The organism is Streptomyces sp. NPDC007872, assembly GCF_042868165.1.
GTDB lineage: Bacteria > Actinomycetota > Actinomycetes > Streptomycetales > Streptomycetaceae > Streptomyces.
The window spans coordinates 15,865-34,898 of sequence record NZ_JBIAEA010000010.1 but is presented as its reverse complement, the minus strand read 5'-3'; the positions used below and the strand labels follow the sequence as shown (position 1 = coordinate 34,898).

At 75.7% G+C, this 19,034-nt stretch carries 16 protein-coding genes; 10 read left to right on the top strand and 6 right to left on the bottom strand.

Features of this window, described 5'->3' with window-relative positions:
* Nucleotides 1-350: 350 nt before the first annotated feature.
* Both ACFYNX_RS28945 and ACFYNX_RS28940 read left to right on the top strand, forming a co-directional pair.
* Nucleotides 351-1,565, top strand: coding sequence for an SAV2148 family HEPN domain-containing protein (locus ACFYNX_RS28945; protein ID WP_388665838.1), 1,215 nt, complete (start codon nucleotides 351-353; stop codon nucleotides 1,563-1,565).
* 87 nt (nucleotides 1,566-1,652) lie between these two features.
* Nucleotides 1,653-2,441, top strand: coding sequence for a 3'-5' exonuclease (locus tag ACFYNX_RS28940; RefSeq protein WP_388665543.1), 789 nt, complete (start codon nucleotides 1,653-1,655; stop codon nucleotides 2,439-2,441).
* Here the strand turns inward: ACFYNX_RS28940 and ACFYNX_RS28935 are convergent.
* Both ACFYNX_RS28935 and ACFYNX_RS28930 read right to left on the bottom strand, forming a co-directional pair.
* Complete coding sequence (locus ACFYNX_RS28935) at nucleotides 2,404-3,231, bottom strand: alpha/beta fold hydrolase (RefSeq protein WP_365541626.1); 828 nt, start codon at nucleotides 3,229-3,231, stop codon at nucleotides 2,404-2,406. The two genes, ACFYNX_RS28940 and ACFYNX_RS28935, sit on opposite strands and share 38 nt — an antisense overlap.
* 139 nt (nucleotides 3,232-3,370) lie before the next feature.
* Complete coding sequence (locus tag ACFYNX_RS28930; protein WP_388665541.1) at nucleotides 3,371-4,228, bottom strand: phosphotransferase; 858 nt, start codon at nucleotides 4,226-4,228, stop codon at nucleotides 3,371-3,373.
* 280 nt (nucleotides 4,229-4,508) lie between these two features.
* Between ACFYNX_RS28930 and ACFYNX_RS28925 the strand changes: the two genes are divergently transcribed.
* The 4 genes from ACFYNX_RS28925 to ACFYNX_RS28910 all read left to right on the top strand — a co-directional run bounded on the left by ACFYNX_RS28925 (nucleotide 4,509) and on the right by ACFYNX_RS28910 (nucleotide 8,363).
* Nucleotides 4,509-5,453 (top strand): carbohydrate ABC transporter permease, encoded by a 945-nt coding sequence (locus ACFYNX_RS28925; RefSeq protein ID WP_388665539.1) that lies wholly within the window; start codon nucleotides 4,509-4,511, stop codon nucleotides 5,451-5,453.
* Complete coding sequence (locus tag ACFYNX_RS28920) at nucleotides 5,450-6,292, top strand: carbohydrate ABC transporter permease (protein ID WP_365541620.1); 843 nt, start codon at nucleotides 5,450-5,452, stop codon at nucleotides 6,290-6,292. The genes ACFYNX_RS28925 and ACFYNX_RS28920 overlap by 4 nt, the downstream gene beginning before the upstream one ends.
* Nucleotides 6,293-6,345: 53 nt before the next feature.
* Complete coding sequence (locus ACFYNX_RS28915) at nucleotides 6,346-7,644, top strand: ABC transporter substrate-binding protein (RefSeq protein ID WP_388665536.1); 1,299 nt, start codon at nucleotides 6,346-6,348, stop codon at nucleotides 7,642-7,644.
* 164 nt (nucleotides 7,645-7,808) lie between these two features.
* Nucleotides 7,809-8,363 (top strand): DUF1697 domain-containing protein, encoded by a 555-nt coding sequence (locus tag ACFYNX_RS28910; protein WP_365541616.1) that lies wholly within the window; start codon nucleotides 7,809-7,811, stop codon nucleotides 8,361-8,363.
* A gap of 18 nt (nucleotides 8,364-8,381) precedes the next feature.
* On the opposite strand, the gene ACFYNX_RS28905 is transcribed toward ACFYNX_RS28910, so the two are convergent.
* Nucleotides 8,382-10,031, bottom strand: coding sequence for an FAD-binding oxidoreductase (locus tag ACFYNX_RS28905; protein ID WP_388665533.1), 1,650 nt, complete (start codon nucleotides 10,029-10,031; stop codon nucleotides 8,382-8,384).
* 272 nt (nucleotides 10,032-10,303) lie between these two features.
* Nucleotides 10,304-11,011: a methyltransferase domain-containing protein gene (locus ACFYNX_RS28900; protein ID WP_365541612.1), complete on the bottom strand. Its 708-nt coding sequence runs from the start codon at nucleotides 11,009-11,011 to the stop codon at nucleotides 10,304-10,306.
* 189 nt (nucleotides 11,012-11,200) lie between these two features.
* Between ACFYNX_RS28900 and ACFYNX_RS28895 the strand changes: the two genes are divergently transcribed.
* The 4 genes from ACFYNX_RS28895 to ACFYNX_RS28880 are packed head-to-tail and all read left to right on the top strand — an operon-like array spanning nucleotide 11,201 to nucleotide 15,997.
* Entirely contained in the window at nucleotides 11,201-12,376 is a 1,176-nt protein-coding gene (locus tag ACFYNX_RS28895) for a polyprenyl synthetase family protein (RefSeq protein WP_388665531.1), read from the top strand.
* A complete protein-coding gene (gene crtI / locus ACFYNX_RS28890; RefSeq protein WP_388665529.1) occupies nucleotides 12,373-13,929 on the top strand; it encodes a phytoene desaturase family protein in 1,557 nt (518 codons plus the stop codon). The genes ACFYNX_RS28895 and crtI overlap by 4 nt, the downstream gene beginning before the upstream one ends.
* The gene (locus ACFYNX_RS28885) at nucleotides 13,926-15,005 is read left to right on the top strand and encodes a phytoene/squalene synthase family protein (protein ID WP_388665527.1); all 1,080 of its coding nucleotides are present in this window, start codon (nucleotides 13,926-13,928) and stop codon (nucleotides 15,003-15,005) included. The genes crtI and ACFYNX_RS28885 overlap by 4 nt, the downstream gene beginning before the upstream one ends.
* Before the next feature lie 5 nt (nucleotides 15,006-15,010).
* The gene (locus ACFYNX_RS28880) at nucleotides 15,011-15,997 is read left to right on the top strand and encodes a DUF5914 domain-containing protein (RefSeq protein WP_388665836.1); all 987 of its coding nucleotides are present in this window, start codon (nucleotides 15,011-15,013) and stop codon (nucleotides 15,995-15,997) included.
* Between the two features lie 89 nt (nucleotides 15,998-16,086).
* On the opposite strand, the gene ACFYNX_RS28875 is transcribed toward ACFYNX_RS28880, so the two are convergent.
* Together ACFYNX_RS28875 and ACFYNX_RS28870 are read right to left on the bottom strand one after the other, a co-directional pair.
* The gene (locus ACFYNX_RS28875; protein WP_388665525.1) at nucleotides 16,087-17,676 is read right to left on the bottom strand and encodes an FAD-dependent oxidoreductase; all 1,590 of its coding nucleotides are present in this window, start codon (nucleotides 17,674-17,676) and stop codon (nucleotides 16,087-16,089) included.
* Nucleotides 17,663-18,877 carry a lycopene cyclase family protein gene (locus ACFYNX_RS28870; protein WP_388665834.1) on the bottom strand — a complete coding sequence of 405 codons (1,215 nt, stop codon included), beginning with the start codon at nucleotides 18,875-18,877 and terminating at the stop codon, nucleotides 17,663-17,665. Before ACFYNX_RS28870 ends, ACFYNX_RS28875 begins: the two co-directional genes overlap by 14 nt.
* Nucleotides 18,878-19,034: the final 157 nt, after the last annotated feature.

Below are 19,034 nucleotides of genomic sequence, written 5' to 3'. Positions count from 1 at the left end.
CGGGCGGGTGCCTCCGACCGGTGCCGGGGCGCCCGCGGGCCTCCGCCGGCACCCGGGGGCGCAACCGCTATGAATCCGCTCACTCCACCCGATCTCGCCCCGCGGAACAGGCGCTTCCGGCTGGGCAGTTGAGGAAGGAGCCTGCCGATCCTGCTGCACCGCCTCCCGCTCCCGGAGTACCCTTCCTTGATCGTTGCCGGAGCGGTCGAAACGAGTGTCCAGGAGCAGAAGGCGGTGCGCGGGTGAGCTCGGGAGGTCTGGAGCTGCCCCCAGGGGACGCGGGTCGGGACGGGGGCCCGGGCGGCCCCGCCGAGGCGCCGCCCGGAGCGGCCGCACCCCCGGGGGCCGGCGTGCCGCCGGGCGCGGGCGCGCCCTCGGGGGCCGGTGCGCCGCCCGGTACGGTCGCCGTGACCAGGCCGGTCGAGATAGGGGCCGAGCTCGACTGGGACGCCGAGGCCTGGAGCGAGGTCCGCACCCGGGCCCAGCGCGCCGGCCGCGCCTACATCTGGCTGAATCTCGTCGAACAGCGCCTGCGGGCCGTCGTCGCCGCCGTCCTGCGGCCCATCTACGAACCGGTCCACGGCGAGGAGTGGGTGGTCGCCGCCGCCGGACCGGCCGGCCAGGAGTGGGTGCAGCGCGCGGTCGCCGTGCGCGAGGTCTCGCGGCGCAAGGGCTACCTCCTCGACCCGGCCGACGACAACGTGCTGAGCTTCCTCACCCTCCCGCAGCTCCGCGAGCTGATGGTGCAGCACTGGCCCTGCTTCGAGCCCTACTTCGACGACCGGCGCGAGGTCGAGCTCGCCCTCGACGAGCTGGAGGTCACGCGCAACGTGGTCTCCCGCAACCGCGCCCTCTCGCTGACCGTCCTCGCCCAGTCCGAACGCGCCTCCGCCCGCATCCTGGAGATCCTCGGCAGCGGGGCCGGGGTCCCGTCCGCCGACCGGCTGCCCGTGGACGCCGTCGAGGACCTCGTCGGCGACCGGTACGCGGACGTGGTGCAGGTCCACCCCGACCGGGTCCGGCTCCAGCGGCAACTGCCCGCCGAGGACCTCTTCGGCGGCGCCCGCCGCCTCGACGCCACCGGCATAGGCCTGAACCTGCTCGTGCAGAACTTCTCCGGGCGCCGCATGGTGCGCCTGGCCGAGTCCGGCTGCCGGACCCGGCTCCTCTTCCTCAACCCCGCCAGCAGCGCCGTCAAGCGGCGCGAGCGGGAACTCGGCCTCAAGAAGGGCGAACTGAGCCGCTCGGTCGAGATGAACATCCTGCACATGCGCCGGGTCCGCTCCAAGCTCCGCGACCCGGGCGCCTTCCAGATCCACGTCTTCGACGAGACCCCCCGCTTCACCGCCTACCTGGTGGACGGCGACGGCCCCGACGGCGTCGGCGTCGTCCAGTCCTACCTGCGCCGCGCCCGGGGCATGGAGGCCCCGGTCCTGGTGCTGCGCGGCGGCGGCCGGAACGTGGTCCGCCACGGCCGGCCGGCCGGCGACGGGGAGCACGGACTGTTCGAGACGTACCGCGAGGAGTTCGAATCGGTCTGGCTCGACTCCCGGCCCGTCTCCTGAGCCCCGGGAGAGGGGGACCCGGGGCGGTTGTCAGTGTCGCGTGCGAGGGTGGTCGTACCACGGGGGAGATCACGTAAGGAGGACCCGATGGCTTGGCACGGCGAGACGCTGGTCGGCTTCGATCTGGAGACGACCGGCACCGATCCGCTGGAGGCCCGCATCGTGACGGCCTCGATCGTGGAGGTCGACGGCGGGGGAGACGTCGCACGACGGCGCGACTGGCTCGCCGACCCCGGGGTCGACATCCCGGACCAGGCCGCCGCGATCCACGGCATCACCACCGAGCGCGCGACGGCCGAGGGCCGGCCGGTGCGCGAGGTGGCCGACGAGATCGCGAAGGCCCTCGCGGAGTACTGGGAGGACGGCGTCCCGGTCGTGGCGTACAACGCCTCCTTCGACCTCACCCTCCTCGCCGCCGAGCTGCGCCGCCACGGGCTGGCCCCGATGGAGGAGAGGCTCGGCGGGACCGGGATCGGCCCGGTCGTCGACCCGTACACCATCGACCGCGCCGTCGACCGCTACCGGCGCGGCAAGCGGACCCTGGAGGCGGTCTGCGGCGAGTACGGCGTCGTCCTCGAATCCGCCCACGAGGCCGCGGCCGACGCGCTCGCCGCCGTCCGGGTCGCCGTCGCGATAGCCGAGCGGCACCGCCGGGTGGCCGACCTCGACCCGGCCGAGCTCCACGCGCGCCAGATCGACTGGTACCGCGCCTGGGCCGAGGACTTCCAGGCCTTCCTGCGCCGCAAGGGGAACGCGGAGGCGGTCGTCGACACGGCGTGGCCCCTGCGCGACGCGGCCGTACCGACGCACCAGCCCCCTCCGGGCCGGGGCCCCGCGGTCAGTTCTCCTTCAGGAAGGAGAGCAGCAGCTCGTTGATCTTCTCCGGCCGGTCGAGCTGGAGCCAGTGACCCGCCTCCTCGACCCGCTCGTAGCGCCAGCTCCCGGCGACGTGCTCGCCCGTACGGGACATCGAGCGCTCGGTCAGGAAGCGGTCGCCCGTCGACCAGACGCCCATCACCGGAACGGCCTCCGGGAGCGGCGGCGCCGACCGGTCCGCGCCGAACAGGACCTCCGGCGGCAGCCCCGCCCGGTAGACGTTCAGGGCGGCCGTCAGCGCCCCCGGCGCGCGCAGCGGCTCGATCACGGACTCCGCGTCCGGGTGCTCGGCCAGCATCTCGCGGAGCTGGGCGAAGTCGTTCCGCGCGAGCCAGTCCTCGGCCACCCCGGCGAGCTGGAACAGCAGCATGTACCAGGAGCGCTGCCGCTGCTCCCAGCCCGCCTCCAGGTTCGCCGTCAGGTGGCCCACCGACAGCAGGCTCAGGCTCCGCACCCGGTCCGTCACCGCGTGGGCGAGACCCTGGGCCACGCCCGAGCCCCAGTCGTGGCCGACCAGGTGGAACCGGTCGACGTCCAGTCGGGCGAGGAGTTCGAGCAGATCGCCGACGTGCTTCGCCGGGTGGTACGCCTCCGGACCGCCCTCGGGCCGGTCCGACGCGCCGAAGCCCCGCAGCGTGGGGGCCACGCACCGGAAGCCCGCCGAGGTCAGGGCCGGGACCTGGTGGCGCCACAGGTGATGGCTGTCGGGGAAGCCGTGCACCAGCAGGACGACCGGCCCCTCACCGCTCACCTCGACGTCCAGCGTGACGTCCGACAGCTCCACCCGCATCACAACACCCCGTTCCCGAAGACCGGTTCGACGGGATCATGATGGCAGAGCGGACGGGCCGTCAGGGCGGGTGGGCTGCGGAGCGGGTGGGGCCCGGAGCGGGCGTGTCCCCGAGCGCATGTTTGAGAACGGGCGCGCCTCAGAACGGGTACCAGCGCACCTCGGGGTCGCCGTCCCGCAGCGAGGCCACCCGGCGCTCGAACTCGGCCAGGGCCTTCGGGTTCGTCGGCGCGTGCTGGGCCACCCACGCGCAGCTCGCGGTCTCCCGCGCCCCGCGCAGCACCGCGCACCCCTCCCACTCCCGGACGTCCCAGCCGTACGCCCCGGTGAAGGCGTCGTACGCGGCCGGGTCGAGGCCGTACCGGTCGCGGGAGAGCGCCAGGACGACGAGGTCGTGCTCGCGCAGGTCCGAGGAGAAGGTCTCCAGGTCGACCAGGACCGGGCCGTCGGGACCGACGTGGACGTTCCGGGGCAGGGCGTCCCCGTGGATCGGGCCCGGCGCCAGACGCGGGGTCAGGGCGGCCGCCGCCGGGGCGAAGGAGTCGCGCCGCTCGCGCAGGAAGGCCGCGTCCGCCGGGTCGATCGCGTCCCCCGCGAGCCGCAGCCACCGCTCGACGCCGCCGAGCAGCTCGCGGCGGGGGAGCGCGAAGCCCTCCGGCTCCGGCAGGGCGTGGACCCGCCGCAGCAGCGGGGCGAGGTCCCGGGGCTCGGGCGGCCGGACCGCCGCGGGCAGCCGGTGCCAGAGGGTGACCGGGTGGCCCGCCACGAGCCGGGGCTCCTCCTCCGCCGCCCGCACGGCCGGGACACCGGCCTCCGCGAGCCAGGCGGCGAGCGCCAGCTCGCGCTCCGCCCGCCCGAGCAGCTCGGCGTCCCGGCCGACCTTCACCACCAGGTCGCCCGCGGCGAAGACCGCGTTCTCGCCGAGCGCGAGGAGCTCGGCCTCCCCGGCCGGCAGCCCCGCCCCGTCCAGGACCTCCCGTGCCCGCGCCTCGTCCATCGACCTCTCCCTCACCTGTGCGTTCGCGTCGAAGTCTCGCATCCGGCCGGCCCGCCCCGGAGATCGCCCCGGCGGCGCGGCGGGGTTCGTTCGGGGTCCCCTCCGGGTTCCCCCGGGGTTCGCGCGGCGACGGCAGCGGGCAGGGGTAGACCGACGGACCGGAGCGGCAGGTCTGGAACGGACAAGCCGGAGCGGACGGTCTGGAACGGACGGACCGGAGCGGACGGTTCCGGGCGAGCCGGGGAAATGGAGGGAAGAGCGGATGGAAGGGGGAGGGACCATGGGGTCGACGACTGTCACGAAGCGGCCGGACCGAGCGCGCGCGCCGCGCGCCGCCTCCGGGGCGCGGCCGCGCGGGCCCGACTTCGGCGCCTGGTTCCTGGTGCTCCCGGCGCTCCTGCCGATCCTCGTCCTCAGCGTCGGCCCGCTCCTCTACGGCGTCGTCCTCGCCTTCACCGACGCCCAGTCCGGCCGCACGCAGCCCACCCGCTGGGTCGGCACCCTCAACTTCCAGGACCTGCTGCACGACGGCCTCTTCTGGGAGTCGTTCCGCATCGGCCTGGTCTGGGCCGTCGGGGTCACCGTCCCCCAGTTCCTGCTCGCCCTCGGCCTCGCCCTCCTCCTCGACCAGAAGCTCCGGTTCCGCTGGCTGGCCCGGGCGCTCGCCATCGTCCCCTGGGCCATGCCCGAGGTCGTCGTCGGCATCATGTGGCGGCTCGTCTACAACCCGGACGCCGGCATCCTCAACGAGACCCTCCGGGACCTCGGGCTCGGCCAGGGCCACGACTGGCTCTCCGGGCTCGCCACCGCCCTCCCGGCCGTCATCGTCGTCGGCGTCTGGGCCGGCATGCCCCAGACCACCGTCGCCCTGCTCGCCGGACTCCAGAACACCCCGCGCGAACTCCACGAGGCCGCCGCCCTCGACGGCGCCGGGGCCTGGCGCCGCTTCCGCACCGTCACCTGGCCCGCGCTGCGGCCGGTGGCCCTCGCCATCACCGCCCTCAACCTCATCTGGAACTTCAACTCCTTCGCCCTGGTGTACGTGCTGACCAGCGGCGGGCCGGGCGGCCGGACCCGGCTCCCCATGCTCTTCGCCTACGAAGAGGCCTTCCGCTACGGCCAGTTCGGCTACGCCGCCGCGATGGGCTGCGTGATGGTCGCCGCCGTCTCCGTGCTCGTCGCCCTCTCCCTCGTGCGCCGACTGAAAGGGGACCAGGACCGGTGAGCGCCTTCCGGACCGGCAGGGCGGCCAGGGCGGGCCAGTACCTCGCCCTCCTCGCCTACCTGGCCTTCCTCGCCCTCCCCTTCCTCTGGCTGGTCTCCACCGCCTTCAAGCCCGCGCCCGAGCTGGCCTCGCTCCACCCGACCTGGATCCCGGAGGAGCCCACCCTCGACAACTTCCGGCAGGCCTTCGACGAACAGCCGCTGCTCCGGGCCGCCGCGAACAGCCTGGTCGCCGCGGCTGCCGCCGCCCTGATCGCGGTGGCCCTCGCCACCCCGCTCGCCTATGCGACGGCCCGCCACCGGGGACGGCTCTCCGGCGCCGCCACCGGCTGGGTGGTGATCAGCCAGGCCTTCCCCTTCGTCCTGGTGATCATCCCGCTCTTCCTGATCCTCAAGAACCTGCACCTGATCAACAGCGTGTTCGGGCTCGTCCTGGTCTACGTGGTCTGGTCGCTGCCCTTCGCCCTCTGGATGCTGATCGGATACGTCCGGGCGGTCCCGGCCGAACTGGAGGAGGCGGCGGCCGTCGACGGGGCCGGCCGGCTCCGCACCCTCGTCTCGGTCACCGCCCCGCTGCTCGCCCCCGGCGTCGTCGCCACGGCCCTCTTCGCCTTCGTCACCGCCTGGAACGAGTTCTTCTTCGCGCTCGTCCTGCTCAAGACCCCCGAGAAGCAGACCCTGCCGGTGGTCCTCACCCACTTCCTCGGCGCCGAGGGCGTCGCGGACCTGGGACCCCTCGCCGCCGCGGCCTTCCTCGCGACCCTGCCGTCCCTCGTCGTCTTCGCCGTCCTCCAGAGACGGATCACCGGCGGGACGCTGGCCGGGGCGGTGAAGTCATGAGGCGTCTCCCCGTGCTCCTCAGGCCTCTCCCCGTGTTCCTCGGGCATCCCCTCATGTTCCTCAGGTCTCTCCCCGTGTTCCTCGCCGTCCTCCTCCTGCTCCTGAGCGGCTGCGCCGCCGGGGACGACCGTCCCGACGACGGGGTCGTGCGGCTCCGCTTCCAGTCCCTCGCCTGGCAGAAGGAGTCCGTCGACGCCAACCGGCGGCTGGTGGAGGAGTGGAACGCCACCCATCCCGGCGTCCAGGTCGAGTACGTGCAGGGAAGCTGGGACTCCGTCCACGACCAGCTCCTCACCTCCTTCGAGGGCGGCGAGGCCCCCGACATCGTCCACGACGCCTCCGACGACCTGGCCGACTTCGCCCACGGCGGCCACCTCGCCGACCTGCGCCCCCTGCTGTCCGCGAGGCTGCGCGCCGGCATACCCGCCCGGAGCTGGGAGACCACCACCTTCGGCGAGGGGGTCTACGGCGTGCCGTTCCTCCAGGAACCCCGGGTGATCCTCGCCAACCGGAAGCTCCTGGAGGCCTCCGGCGTCCGGATGCCCACCCCGGAGAAGCCCTGGACCTGGAGCGAGTTCCGGCAGGTCGCCCGGGACCTCACCCGGAGCATGGGGCGCGGCCGGTACGCCGTCGCCTGGCCGCTCAAGGAGCCGGTCTCCGTCAGCCTCAACCTGGGCCTCTCGGCGGGCGGCCGGCTCTTCCACCGGGGCGCGGACGGCCGGGTGACCGTCGACTTCACCGAGGCCGACGCCGTCGTCCCCGCCACCGTCCGGGCCCAGGTCGTCGAGGACCGCACCGCCCCGCGCACCACGCTGGGCAGCGGGGGTTCGGACACCCTGCCCGGCTTCTTCGCCGGCAAGTACGCCATGGTCCCGCTCGGCTTCGCCTACCGGCAGCAGATCGTCCAGCAGGCGCCCGAGGGCTTCGCGTGGACCGTGCTGCCCGCCCCCGCCGGGAGCGCCGGGCTCGCCCAGGGCGTCTCCCCGCAGACCCTGTCGATCGCCGAGGACAGCCCGTACAAGAAGGAGGCGGCGGCCTTCCTCGACTTCTTCCTGCGCCCGGAGAACATGGTGCGGCTCGCGCGCGGGGACTGGATGCTGCCGGTCGGCACGACGGCGCTCGCGGACCCCTCCCTGCACACGGCCGAGGACGGCTGGGCGACCGGGGCCGCCGTGGCCGGGCGGCTGCTCCCCGCGCCCGCGCAGTCCGTGCGGGGGTACCCGGAGTGGAAGGACAAGGTGGCGACGCCGGCCTTCCAGGAGTACTACAGCGGTGCCATCGACGAGGCCGAACTGCGCAGACGCCTGGTCGAGGACGGCAACCGGGTGCTCGCCCGCTATCAGCGCAAATGAACGGTTCGCGGGGAGCCCGTCATTACGAAACCTTGTTGAAAAAGTCACAGTAGGGTGAAGGGCCTTCTCCCGCACCCCTCCATCGGACAGTGTTCGAACCGGCCACCGTGCCGCCCCCCACGAGGCGCGGTGGCCCGCCCGTGTCCGCGCCCTACAGTGACCCCATGACGCAGACGTACGCGGCCCTGCTGCGCGGCATCAACGTGAGCGGGCACCGGAAGGTCCCCATGGCGGAACTCCGTTCCCTCCTGGAAGGCCTCGGCCACCGGAACGTCCGCACCCACCTCCAGAGCGGGAACGCCGTCTTCACCACCGACGCGGACGCCTCCGAGGGCGAGCTCACGACCGCGCTCGAAGACGCGATCGAGGACCGGTTCGGGTTCCGCGTGGACTGCCTCGTCCGGGACGGCGCCTATCTCGCCGCCGTCGCCGACGCCTGCCCGTTCCCCGCCGCGGAACTGGAGGGCAAGCAGCTCCACGCCCTCTACTTCTCGGGCCCCCCGGACGCCGAGCGGTTCGCCGCGATCGACCGGGAGGCCTACCACCCGGAGGCCTTCGCCCTCGGCGACCGGGTCCTCTACCTCTACGTCCCCGAGGGCCTCGGCAGGTCCCGGCTGGGGGAGGTCGTCTCCCGGCCGTCCCTCTCCCCGGGGCTCGTGGTCACCGCCCGCAACTGGAACACGGTCCTCAAACTGGTGGAGATGACCCGGGAGGGCTGACGGGCCGTCCGCCCCGATTCAGGAACCGGGGCCGGGGCGCAGGGGGTCGACGACGGCTCCCGGGTTCAGGATTCCGGCCGGGTCCAGGACCGCCTTGCCGGCCCGCAGGGCGGCCGCGAACAGTTCGGGGCGCTGTTGGTCGTACCAGGGCCGGTGGTCGCGGCCCACCGCGTGGTGGTGGGTGATGGTGGCGCCGTGGGCGAGGAGCGCCTCGGAGACCGCCCGCTTGATCTCGTCCCACTGCTCCACGGTGCTGCCCCAGCGGCCCGTGGCGTAGATCCCGAAGTACGGCGCGGGGCCGTCGGGATAGACGTGGGTGAAGCGGCAGGTCACCACGCCCTCCGCGCCGACCTGGCGCAGGGCGTCCCGGGCCGCGGCGTCGACGGCCGCGCGCAGGCCGTCGAAACGGTCCCAGGTGCAGGCCGTCTCGAACGTCTCCACGATCATGCCCTGGGCGGCGAGGGCGTCCCGCTGGTAGGGCATGCGCAGGAAGGAGTCGCGCCAGGCGCCGGCCGCCCCGGCGCGCGCGGACCGGTCGGCGGTGCCGGTGCGCGCCGGCCCGTCGGCGGTGTCCGTGTAGTGCGGCGGCTCGGGCAGGGTGCCGCCGTGGTCCCGGCACAGTTCCAGCGCGCGTTCCATCCAGGCGTGCACCGGGTGGTCGGCGGACTCGAAGCCGAGGACCAGGACGGCGGTGGGGGACCCGGCGTTGACGAAGGCCTCGACGGGGTCCAGGAGGCGGCAGTCGGCCGGGTCGAGTCCGGACTGGGACAGGGCGCGCACCGCCCGTACGCCCGCGTAGTGGTCCGCGAACCCCACCGAGGCGCCCGCGCGCCACCGGGGCCGGTCCTGGAGGCGGACCCAGGCCTGGGTGATGACGCCGAGCGACCCCTCCGAGCCGAGGAACATCCGGTCGGGGGAGGGCCCGGCGCCCGAGCCCGGGAGCCGGCGGGACTCCACGACGCCGCCGGGGGTGACGACCCGCAGCGATTCGGTGAGGTCGTCGATGTGGGTCAGGCGCGTCGCGAAGTGGCCCCCCGCCCGGGTGGCCAGCCAGCCGCCGAGGGTGGAGAACTCGAAGGACTGGGGGAAGAAGCGGAGCGTGCGGCCCCACGGGCGCAACTGGTCCTCCAGGTGCGGGCCGAAGACCCCGGCCTGGACGAGCGCGGCCCGGCTGGTCAGGTCGACCTCCAGGACCCGGTCCATCGCGCCCAGGTCCAGGCTGACCGCCCCGGCGTACGCGTCGCCCACGCGGGGCTCGACGCCGCCCACCACGGACGAGCCGCCGCCGAAGGGGACGACGGCGACGCCCGCGTCCCCGCACCACTCCAGCACGTCGACGACCTGCTCCTCCGAGGTCGGGCGCACCACGAGGTCGGGCACGTGGGGCAACCGCCCGAGCAAGGCCCGCACCACGTCGCGGAACGCCTGCCCGTGGCTGTGCGCCAGCCGGTCGCGCACGTCCTCGGAGACGACCGGCTCCAGGGCCCGCGGCGCCCGGACCCTGCTCCGGCCGACGCCGAACGACCCGATGGCGGGGGGCTCGTGGACGGTCAGGTCCGCCCCCGGCAGCAACGCGGCGGTGCGGCGGGTGAGTTCCTCGCGCTCCCGGCCCGTCACCGCGTCCTCGACGTTCCCCCATCCCCACCACGAACGCGTTCCGCCCCTCATGACCGCACCACCGATCCTGACGCCGGGTAAGTTACCTGCCGGTCACATTGGCACGGGGCGGGCCCGCGGACAAGACCGGGCACGGCCGTCGGCATCGGCCTCGCGGTCCCCTAGGGGGTGTCTCGCCGATCATGCCGGGCTCGCGGTGTCCGGCACCGCACCTCGCCGCGTTGTCGTCACTCGCCAGGGCTCCGCCCTGCCTCCCTCCTCCGCCTTGCGACGCACGGCACCGGACACCGCTCCCTGATCCGGCCCGATCGACAAGACACCCCCTAGGACCTGACCCCGACGAACGTGTGCGTGATGCCCGTCTGCCAGCCCGGCTGCGGAAGCGCCCGCACGCCCGTGAAGCCCGCGCGGCGCAGCCGGTCCGCGAAGGCGGGCGCGGTGTCGAAGTCGAGGACGCTGCGCCGCAGGTGCCGGTAGAGCGCCCCGTCCCCGTGGCGGCGTCCCCACGGCACGACGAACCCGCCCGTCACCGCCGACCACACCGCCCGGTGGACCGCCCGGCCGCCGAGGGCGTACTCGTGGACGACCAGACGCCCGCCCGGCCGCAGGACCTCCCGGACCCGGGCGAGCGCCCCGTCGGGATCCGCCACGTTGCGGAAGAGGTAGGCGGCGAAGACCGCGTCGTACGGGCCGCGCACCCCGGCCTCCGCCAGGCCCTCCACGGGCGCGTGCACGAAGGAGACCCCGGGCGGCCACGGCTTGTCCCGCGCCCGGTCGAGCATCCCGGCCGACGCGTCCACGCCCGTGACGGACGCCCCGGGCGCGGCCCGCAGCAGCGCCCGCGTCGACGCCCCCGTACCGCAGCCGAGGTCGAGCACCGACCACCCCCGGCCGCCGTCGGGCAGGGCGAGGCGGCGGGCGGAGCGGAGCAGGTGCCGGTGGTAGCCGGGGCTCGCGGAGGTCATCCGGTCGTAGGTCCGCGAGGCCCGGTCGAAGGCGTGGGCGAGGTCGGCGTCGTACAGCAGGGTCATGGACCGCTCCTCCGTGGGGTCTCCCGCATCGGGTCTCGCCCGCAGTGTCGCCCGACACGCGGGCGGGCGGGCGGCGCCGGGCGGTGATTGGGCCGGGCGGCCCAAGATACGGTGCATCCGATGCCGCCGGCGGTACTGAATGACCCGTGAGGACGAAGAGATGCCGCCCGGCGAGCGAGGGGTGAACCGATGCGCGTGCGCGATCCGCTTCAGGTAGACGAGGGGGTACCGGCCGCCGTCGAGGAGCACCTCGCCGCCGTCCTCCGGGAACGGACGGCGGACGCGGCGGACGCCGACCCCGACTTCGCGTCCGACGTCGCCGACCGCGTTGCCGCCTTCGCCCTGGGCGGCGGCAGGCGGCTGCGCGCCGAGTTCCTGTGGTGGGCGCTGCGCGGCAGCGGCGGCGGGGTCCCCGAGACGCCGGCGGCCCTGGGGGTCGCGGCCGCCCTCGAACTCGTCCAGACGTGCGCGCTGATCCACGACGACGTGATGGACGGCTCGCCCCTGCGCCGGGGCCGCCCCGCCGTGCACGTGCAACTGGACGCGCGCTTCGGCACGGGGGAGCGGGCGCTGCCCTGCGGAACCTTCGGCGGCGCCGCCGCCGTCCTCGCCGGCGACCTGGCCCTCGCCTGGGCCGACGACACCTTCGCCGAGTCCGTCGCGGGGCTGCCGTCGGCGTCCCGGGCGGCCCGGGTCTGGCGGGTGATGCGCACGGAGATGGTCGCGGGCCAGTACCTCGACCTGCGCGCCCAGGTCACGGGCGACGCCTCGGCCGAACGGGCGGTGCGCACGGCCGTCCTGAAGACGGCCCTCTACTCGATGGGACACCCCCTGGCCCTGGGCGCGACCCTCGCGGGAGCGTCCGGGGACACGGTCCGCGCGCTCCGCGAGGCGGGACGGTCCGCCGGGCTCGCCTTCCAGCTCCACGACGACGTGCGCGGGGCCTTCGGCGACCCGGCGGCCACCGGGAAGCCGGTCGGCGAGGACATCCGGGAGGGGAAGGCGACCTACCTCCTGGCCGTCGCCGGGGAGCGCTGCGCCGAGCTGGGGGACCGGGCCGGGCTCGGGCTCCTGGAACGGATCACCGGCGGAGACCGTACGACCGAGGAGGACGTGGACCGCGTCCTCGACCTGCTCGTCTCCTGCGGCGCCCGGGACCGGGTCGCCCGGCGGGTCGAGGAGCTGTGCGCCCGGGGCGCGGAGACGGTGGCGCGCGCCGGACTCGCGCGGGAGGCCGCGGACCGGATCGGGGCCCTCTTCGGAGCGGCCTGCGGACTGGAACCGGGACGCGCCGCCGCGCCGCCGGAACCGCCCGCACCATCCGTACCGCCCACCCTGCCCGTCCTGATCGGGGAGGCCCGGTGAAGAGGATCGCCGGACCGACGGACCACGTCGTCGTGGTGGGCGCGGGGCTCGCCGGGCTCGCCGCCGCCCTCCACCTGCTCGGCGCCGGGCGCCGGGTGACCGTCGTCGAGGGCGAACCGCTGCCGGGCGGCCGCGCCGGCCGCCTCGACCTCGGCGGCTACCGGGCGGACACCGGGCCGACCGTCCTCACCATGCCCGACCTCCTCGACGACGCCTTCCGCGCGGTCGGGGACTCCCTGCGCGCCCGGGTCGACCTCGTCCCGCTCCACCCGGCCTACCGGGCCCTGTTCGCCGACGGCACGCGCCTCGACGTGCACACGGACGCCGACGCCATGGAGGCGGAGGTCGCCGCCTTCGCCGGCCCCCGCGAGGCGGCGGGGTACGGCCGGCTGCGCCGCTGGCTGGAGGAGCTGTACGCGGTCCAGATGCGCCGCTTCATCGACGCCAACTTCGACTCCCCCGCCCAGCTCCTCCACCCCGACCTCGCCCGGCTCGCCGCCCTCGGCGGCTTCGGCCGGCTCGACCGGGCGGTGGCCCGCTTCCTGGCGGACGAACGGCTGCGGCGCGTCTTCTCCTTCCAGGCCCTGTACGCGGGCGTGGCGCCCTCCCGGGCCCTGGCCGCCTACGCGGTGATCTCCTACATGGACACGGTCGCCGGGGTCTACTTCCCGCGCGGCGGGATGCACGCCGTACCGGCGGCCATGGCGGACGCGGTGGTACGGGCGGGCGGCACGGTCCGGTGCGACGAGCCGGTCACCGCGCTCGAACGCCGGGGCGAGCGCGTCACCGCCGTCCTCACCGAGCACGGCCGGATCCCCTGCGACGCGGTGGTCCTCACCCCCGACCTGCCCGTCACCTACGGCCTCCTCGGACGCGAGCCGCGCCGCCCCGTCCGACTGCGGCACTCCCCGAGCGCGGTCGTGATCCACGCGGGGACGGACCGCACCTGGCCCGAACTCGCCCACCACACGCTCTCCTTCGGGACGGCGTGGGAGGGCACGTTCCACGAGCTGATCGACCGGGGGCGCCTGATGAGCGACCCCTCGCTGCTCGTCACCCGGCCCACGGCCACCGACCCCTCCCTCGCCCCGCCCGGCCGCCACCTGCACTACGTCCTCGCCCCCTGTCCGAACACCCGGACCGGGCCGGACGCCGCCCACTGGGGCGACCTCGGACCGCGCTACCGCGACGCGCTCGTCCGCGAACTCGAACGCCGGGGCCTCGAAGGCTTCGGCGACTCGATCGAGGAGGAGGCCCTGGTGACCCCGGCGGACTGGACGGCCCGGGGACACGCCGCCGGCACCCCCTTCTCCGCCGCCCACACCTTCGCCCAGACCGGCCCCTTCCGGCCCCGGAACCTGGTCCGGGGCACGGCCAACGCCGTCCTCGCCGGCTGCGGCACCACCCCCGGCGTCGGCGTCCCCACGGTGCTGGTCTCCGGGAAGCTCGCGGCGGCCCGGATCACCGGCGGCCCCGCCAGCCCCGGCCGCCGCCCCGCGCGGCCCGGCGCGGACCGGACCCGGGTGCCCGGCACGAGCGGGGCCGCGCGATGACGGCCCGGGAACTGGACGCGGCGGGCATCACCGACCCCCGCCTGCGGGCCGCGTACACCGCCTGCCGGCGCCTGAACGCCCGCCACGGCAGGACGTACTTCCTGGCCACCCGCCTCCTGCCGGTCGACCGGCGCTCGGCCGTCCACGCCCTGTACGGCTTCGCGCGGCGCGCCGACGACATCGTCGACGACCTGGGCACCGACGCGACGACGGAGGAGCGCTCCGCCGCCCTGGACGTCCTGGAGAGCCAGTGGCGGCACGCCGTCCGGGGCGGGGAGGTCCGCGAACCCGTGGTGATGGCGGCGGCCGACGCCCGCGCCCGCCACCACATCCCGGAGCGCCACTTCACCGACTTCCTGACCTCGATGCGCAGCGACCTGACGGTCGAGCGGTACGCGACCTACACCGACCTCCACGCCTACATGCACGGCTCGGCGGCCGTCATCGGGCTCCAGATGGTCCCCGTCCTCGGGACCGTCGTCCCCCGCGAGGAGGCCGAGCCGTACGCGGCGGCGCTCGGCCGGGCCTTCCAGCTCACCAACTTCCTCCGGGACGTGGGCGAGGACCTCGACCGGGGCCGCGTCTACCTCCCCCTGGACCTCCTCGCCGCGTACGGGGTCGATCCCGACCTGCTGACGTGGAGCAGGATGACCGGCTGCCGGGACGCCCGGATCACCGCCGCGCTGCGGGCCGCCGCCGCCCTGACCCGGGGCGTCTACCGCGAGGCCGAACCCGGCATCGCCCGGCTCGCCCCCGTATCGGCGCCCTGCGTCCGCACCGCCTTCGTGCTGTACCGGGACATCCTGACGGCCATCGAGCGGGACGGGTACGCGGCGGTGCACCGCCGGGCGGTCGTCGGCCGCCGCCGCAGGGCGGCCGTGGCGGGACGCGGCCTGGTGGCCGCCCTCGCCGCCCGCACCCTGCCGGGGCGCGCCCGCACCACCCCCGCCGTCCCGGCGGTTCCGCGCACGGAGGTGCGCAGGACGTGGGCGAGGAGCGGGGCCGAGCTCGACCGCACGGCACGCGTGACGGAGACGACGGGTACGACGGGCACGACGGGAGGCGGTGAGCGGTGAGCGCGATGCGGAGGCCGGAGATCCCGCTGCGGCTGCGCCGGAACGCCGTCGCCTGGGAGCGGCAGCGGCCCACGTGGCGGGAGGCCAAGCCGGCCCTGATCGCCGAGGCCCTCGACCGCGCCGGGGCCCGCCCCTCGGGCAACTGGTTCGTCGTCGGCGGCAGCCGCGACCTCCGCGACGGCCGGCCGCTCGGACGGACCGTGGCGGGCACGGAACTGGTCCTCTGGCGCGACGCCGAAGGGACGCCCCACGCGGGCCCGGGCGCCTGCCCGCACCTGGGGGCGCCGCTGAAGGACAGCGTCGTGCGGTGCGGGACCCTGATCTGCCACTGGCACGGACTCGCCCTGGACGGCGGCCCCTTCGCGGGCTGGTCGCCGTGGCCCGTCCACGACGACGGGACGCTGCTCTGGGTCAGGCTCGACCGAGTGGGCGGCGAGACCCCGACGGAACGGCCCGCCGTGCCCGAACGCCCGCCGGCGGCCGGGGCGGTCGCCGCCGTCTACACGGGCGTGGGGGCCTGCGAGCCGGAGGACGTCGTCGCCAACCGGCTCGACCCCTGGCACGGCGCCTGGCTCCACCCGTACTCCTTCGTCGACCTGGAGGTGCTGCGGACCCCGACCGAGGAGGACGACGCGCTGGAGGTGGAGGTGTCGTTCAAGGTGGCCGGGCGGGTCGTGGTGCCCGTCCGGGCCGTGTTCACCGCCCCCGGGCCCCGGACGGTCGTCATGCGGATCACGGCGGGCGAGGGGGCGGGATCGGTGGTCGAGACGCACGCGACGCCCCTGACCCCGGCGGGCGCCCGGCGCCCGCGCACCGCCGTCGTGGAGGCCGTCGTCGCCGGTTCGGACCGGCGGGGGTTCGCCGTGGCCCGCCTGGCGGCCCCCCTCCTCCGCCCGGCGATGCGGGCGGCGGCGGGCCGCCTGTGGCGCGACGACCTGGCGTACGCCGAGCGGCGCTGGTCGCTGCGGGCACGGGGGCTGTTCCCGGGCTGAGGTACGGCGGTGAGGCCCGGGACTTCCCGTACGGGGGCGGCCCCGGGCTCCACCGACGGCCGGTTCAGCCCCCCCGTACGGCGGCCGGTTCAGTACTCTCCGTACGCCCGCGCCGCCGCCCCCAGCAGGGCCGACCGGCCCCGCCGGGGCACCGTCCACAGCGTCTGGCCCCGCAGCCCCCAGCGCCACAGGTGCGCGTTGGCCGCCAGGAAGCCCGTCGTGGCGGCCCGTTCCATCAGCGCCACCGGCAGGTCGGTGCGGACCAGGTCGCCGGCGACGGTGACGGTGGGGTCGGGGGTGTCGACCGAGGGCCGGTCCGCGTGGCTCCCGACGGCGAAGAGCGGGCAATCGTCCCGCCACTCGTCGCGCCGGTCGACGATCCGCGCGCCCGCCGTCTCCGGGTACACGCGGTGGAGCTGCTCGACCAGCTCCCGCCCCACCGGGGCCGGGCCCGCCGTCGCGTCCGCCGCGTAGGCGTGGAGCTCTACCACGGAGCCGCCGGTCTTCCCGGCCCAGCGGGCGGCCTCGCCCTCCCAGCGGTCGAGGACGCTGATGTTGTCCAGCGGGCCGTAGCCCCCGGTCCCGAGGAAGCCGGGCCGGTCCGGGGCGACGGGGCGGTCCAGCCAGAGCCGGGTGACCAGGAACGGCGGGGCCGTGCGCAGGGCCGCGATCCGGGTGCGCCAGGCCTCGTCGCACAGGGTCGGCGAGGCCGCCGCGACGGCCCGGAGCCCGGCGGTGTCGAGCGCGAGGACGAGCGCGTCGACGCGCTCCGTACCGCTCGGGCCGTGGACCAGGTGGCCGCCGCCCGGCGCGGTCTCGACCCGGTCGACGGGGGCACCCGTACGGACGTCGACGCCGTGGCCTTCGAGGTAGCGGGCGAGGGGCTCCCACAGGGCCTGCGGATACGGCTCGTCGGGCACGTCGAAGAGCAGCCCCTCGGAGGAGCCCAGGAAGTAGATGTGGAACATCAGGGCGAGTTCGGCCGCCGACAGCTCCCCGGGGTCGGCGAAGAAGCTGCGGGAGAAGACCTCGAACGCGAGGTGCCGGGCCTTCTCCGGGAAGCGGATCCGGTCGAGCAGCTCCCGCGCGCTGACGTCGTCGTACCGCTCGTGGACGCCGGGCAGGCGCACGTCCAGGAGGGGCAGCGCGGCCCGGGGGTTCATCCGGGCCAGGTCCCGCACGCCGAAGGAGGGACTGAGCGCGGCGAAGCCCACGGCGCTCCACGGCGGTGTGCGGGGGACGCGCGCGAAGCTGTCGTACAGGCCCGAGCCGTGCAGCAGGGGGTAGTCGGGCAGCGGCCGCAGCCGCTCCAGGCCCGGGTCGACCCGCCGCAGCAGGCCGCGCAGGTTGTAGTACTGGCGGAAGAAGGCGTGGAAACCGCGGCTCATCGTCGCGGAGGAGCCGTCCGCCAGCTCCACGGGCCATCCGGCGAGCCGGCCGCCGAGCGACGCCTCCCGCTCGTACAGGGTGACGCGGACCCCGCGCTCCGCGAGCAGGGTGGCGGCGGCGAGACCCGCGATCCCGCCCCCGACGACGGCGCAGCGCGGCCCGTCCCGGTCCGCCCGGGCCCGCCCGGGGTGCGCGGGCAGGACGGCCGCCCGGCGGTCGCGGCCGCGGCGCGGAGCCGTGGCCCGGTCCGGGGTCCGTTCCGGAGCTGAGAGGAGTTCACGGCCGGTCATCGGGGGCCTCCTGGTGCGGTCCCGGGCGGGGGCGCCGGGGGAGTAGGGGGACTTCGGCCGCCGTGCGGAGCATGGCGGGGACGGGCGTGCGCAGCCCGATGGAGAACTCCTCGGCCGGGCCCGTGGCACCGTCCAGGAAGCGGAGCAGCCGCTCGCAGGGCACGCGCGCGAAGAGCCGGGTGAAGAAGGCCGGGCCGTCGATCCGCCCCGTGTCGAGCCCGCGCAGCAGGACGGAGTCCATCGCGAGCGCCCGGGAGGAGTACGGGGGCGGGGGCACCGGGCGGCGGCCCCCGTGCACGGCGTCCGCGACGGCCCGCGCCTGGCGCTGGATCGCCGCGAAGGCGTACCCGGTGGAGGGCCGTACGGCCCCGCCCGCCGTTCCGATCCGGAAGACGTGCCGCCCGGCCCTGCGGGGGTGGCGGCCGTCGCTCATCGGGATGGCCCCCTGCTCGGTGCCGAGCACCCGGAAGGGGCCGAGCCCCAGCACGTCCCCGGTGTACCGGGCCAGGGCCCGGTCGTAGGCGGCGGTCGTCAGCGGGGCCCGGCCGAACTCGGTGTACTCGACGAGCGCCTCGCACGGGCCGGTGGGAAGGACGTAGCCGAAGGAGAGGCCGTGCGCCGGCTGGGGCGTGCGGAAGTCCATCAGCTCGACGACGTCCGGTGCGAACACCGGGCGTTCGGTGCGCACGAACCAGCCCCGGAAGTGCTGGAGCAGGGCGGTGCGGGCGGGCGGCGCGGCGGCGGGCGGCCGGGAGTCGAAGACCCAGCGGGCCCGGAGCCGCGCGACGGTCCCGTCGGCCGCCCGGCAGGTGACGACGGCGCCGTCCGGCCCGTCGGCGACCTCCTCGACGACGGCCTCGACCCGGCGCAGCGCGGAGAGCCGGGGCCGCAGGCCCCGCTCGAACTCCCCGGAGCGCAGCATCTTGTACCGCAGGCTCCCGAGGGAGCGCACGGGTCCGGAACCGTCGGGCCCCCGCACCCGGAGCCCGCCCCAGCTCGCGGTCAGGAAGGAGTCGTACGCCCCCGGCCCGGCCTCCCAGAAGCACCAGGTGCGCTCCGGGGGCCGCAGCGGGCCCGGCGGCGCCTCGACGAGGGTGACGCGGGGGGCGGGGACGCCGTCCGGAGGGGCGAGCAGCCGCCACGCGAGGGACAGCCCGGCCGCGCCGCCCCCGACGACGACCACCTCGGTACCGGCGTCCATCTCGGTACCGGCGCTCGCCCCGGTACCGGCGTCCACCTCGGTGCCGACGTCCATGGGCGCCCATCACCCCCCTCACGTCACCTCGGAAGCGGTCCCGGTTGGGTCTACCCGGGAACGGGGGCGATGCGTGGCCCCGTGCTGCATTCGGCCCATCGGG

Bases quoted from the DNA above. Each gene is read 5' to 3' on its own strand.
- ACFYNX_RS28940 (WP_388665543.1), top strand. From the start codon at position 1,653: ATGGCTTGGCACGGCGAGACGCTGGTCGGCTTCGATCTGGAGACGACC.
- ACFYNX_RS28935 (WP_365541626.1), bottom strand. From the start codon at position 3,231: ATGCGGGTGGAGCTGTCGGACGTCACGCTGGACGTCGAGGTGAGCGGT.
- ACFYNX_RS28930 (WP_388665541.1), bottom strand. From the start codon at position 4,228: ATGGACGAGGCGCGGGCACGGGAGGTCCTGGACGGGGCGGGGCTGCCG.
- ACFYNX_RS28925 (WP_388665539.1), top strand. From the start codon at position 4,509: ATGGGGTCGACGACTGTCACGAAGCGGCCGGACCGAGCGCGCGCGCCG.
- ACFYNX_RS28915 (WP_388665536.1), top strand. From the start codon at position 6,346: ATGTTCCTCAGGTCTCTCCCCGTGTTCCTCGCCGTCCTCCTCCTGCTC.
- ACFYNX_RS28910 (WP_365541616.1), top strand. From the start codon at position 7,809: ATGACGCAGACGTACGCGGCCCTGCTGCGCGGCATCAACGTGAGCGGG.
- ACFYNX_RS28905 (WP_388665533.1), bottom strand. From the start codon at position 10,031: ATGAGGGGCGGAACGCGTTCGTGGTGGGGATGGGGGAACGTCGAGGAC.
- ACFYNX_RS28900 (WP_365541612.1), bottom strand. From the start codon at position 11,011: ATGACCCTGCTGTACGACGCCGACCTCGCCCACGCCTTCGACCGGGCC.
- ACFYNX_RS28895 (WP_388665531.1), top strand. From the start codon at position 11,201: ATGCGCGTGCGCGATCCGCTTCAGGTAGACGAGGGGGTACCGGCCGCC.
- ACFYNX_RS28885 (WP_388665527.1), top strand. From the start codon at position 13,926: ATGACGGCCCGGGAACTGGACGCGGCGGGCATCACCGACCCCCGCCTG.
- ACFYNX_RS28880 (WP_388665836.1), top strand. From the start codon at position 15,011: ATGCGGAGGCCGGAGATCCCGCTGCGGCTGCGCCGGAACGCCGTCGCC.
- ACFYNX_RS28875 (WP_388665525.1), bottom strand. From the start codon at position 17,676: ATGACCGGCCGTGAACTCCTCTCAGCTCCGGAACGGACCCCGGACCGG.
- ACFYNX_RS28870 (WP_388665834.1), bottom strand. From the start codon at position 18,877: ATGGACGCCGGTACCGAGGTGGTCGTCGTCGGGGGCGGCGCGGCCGGG.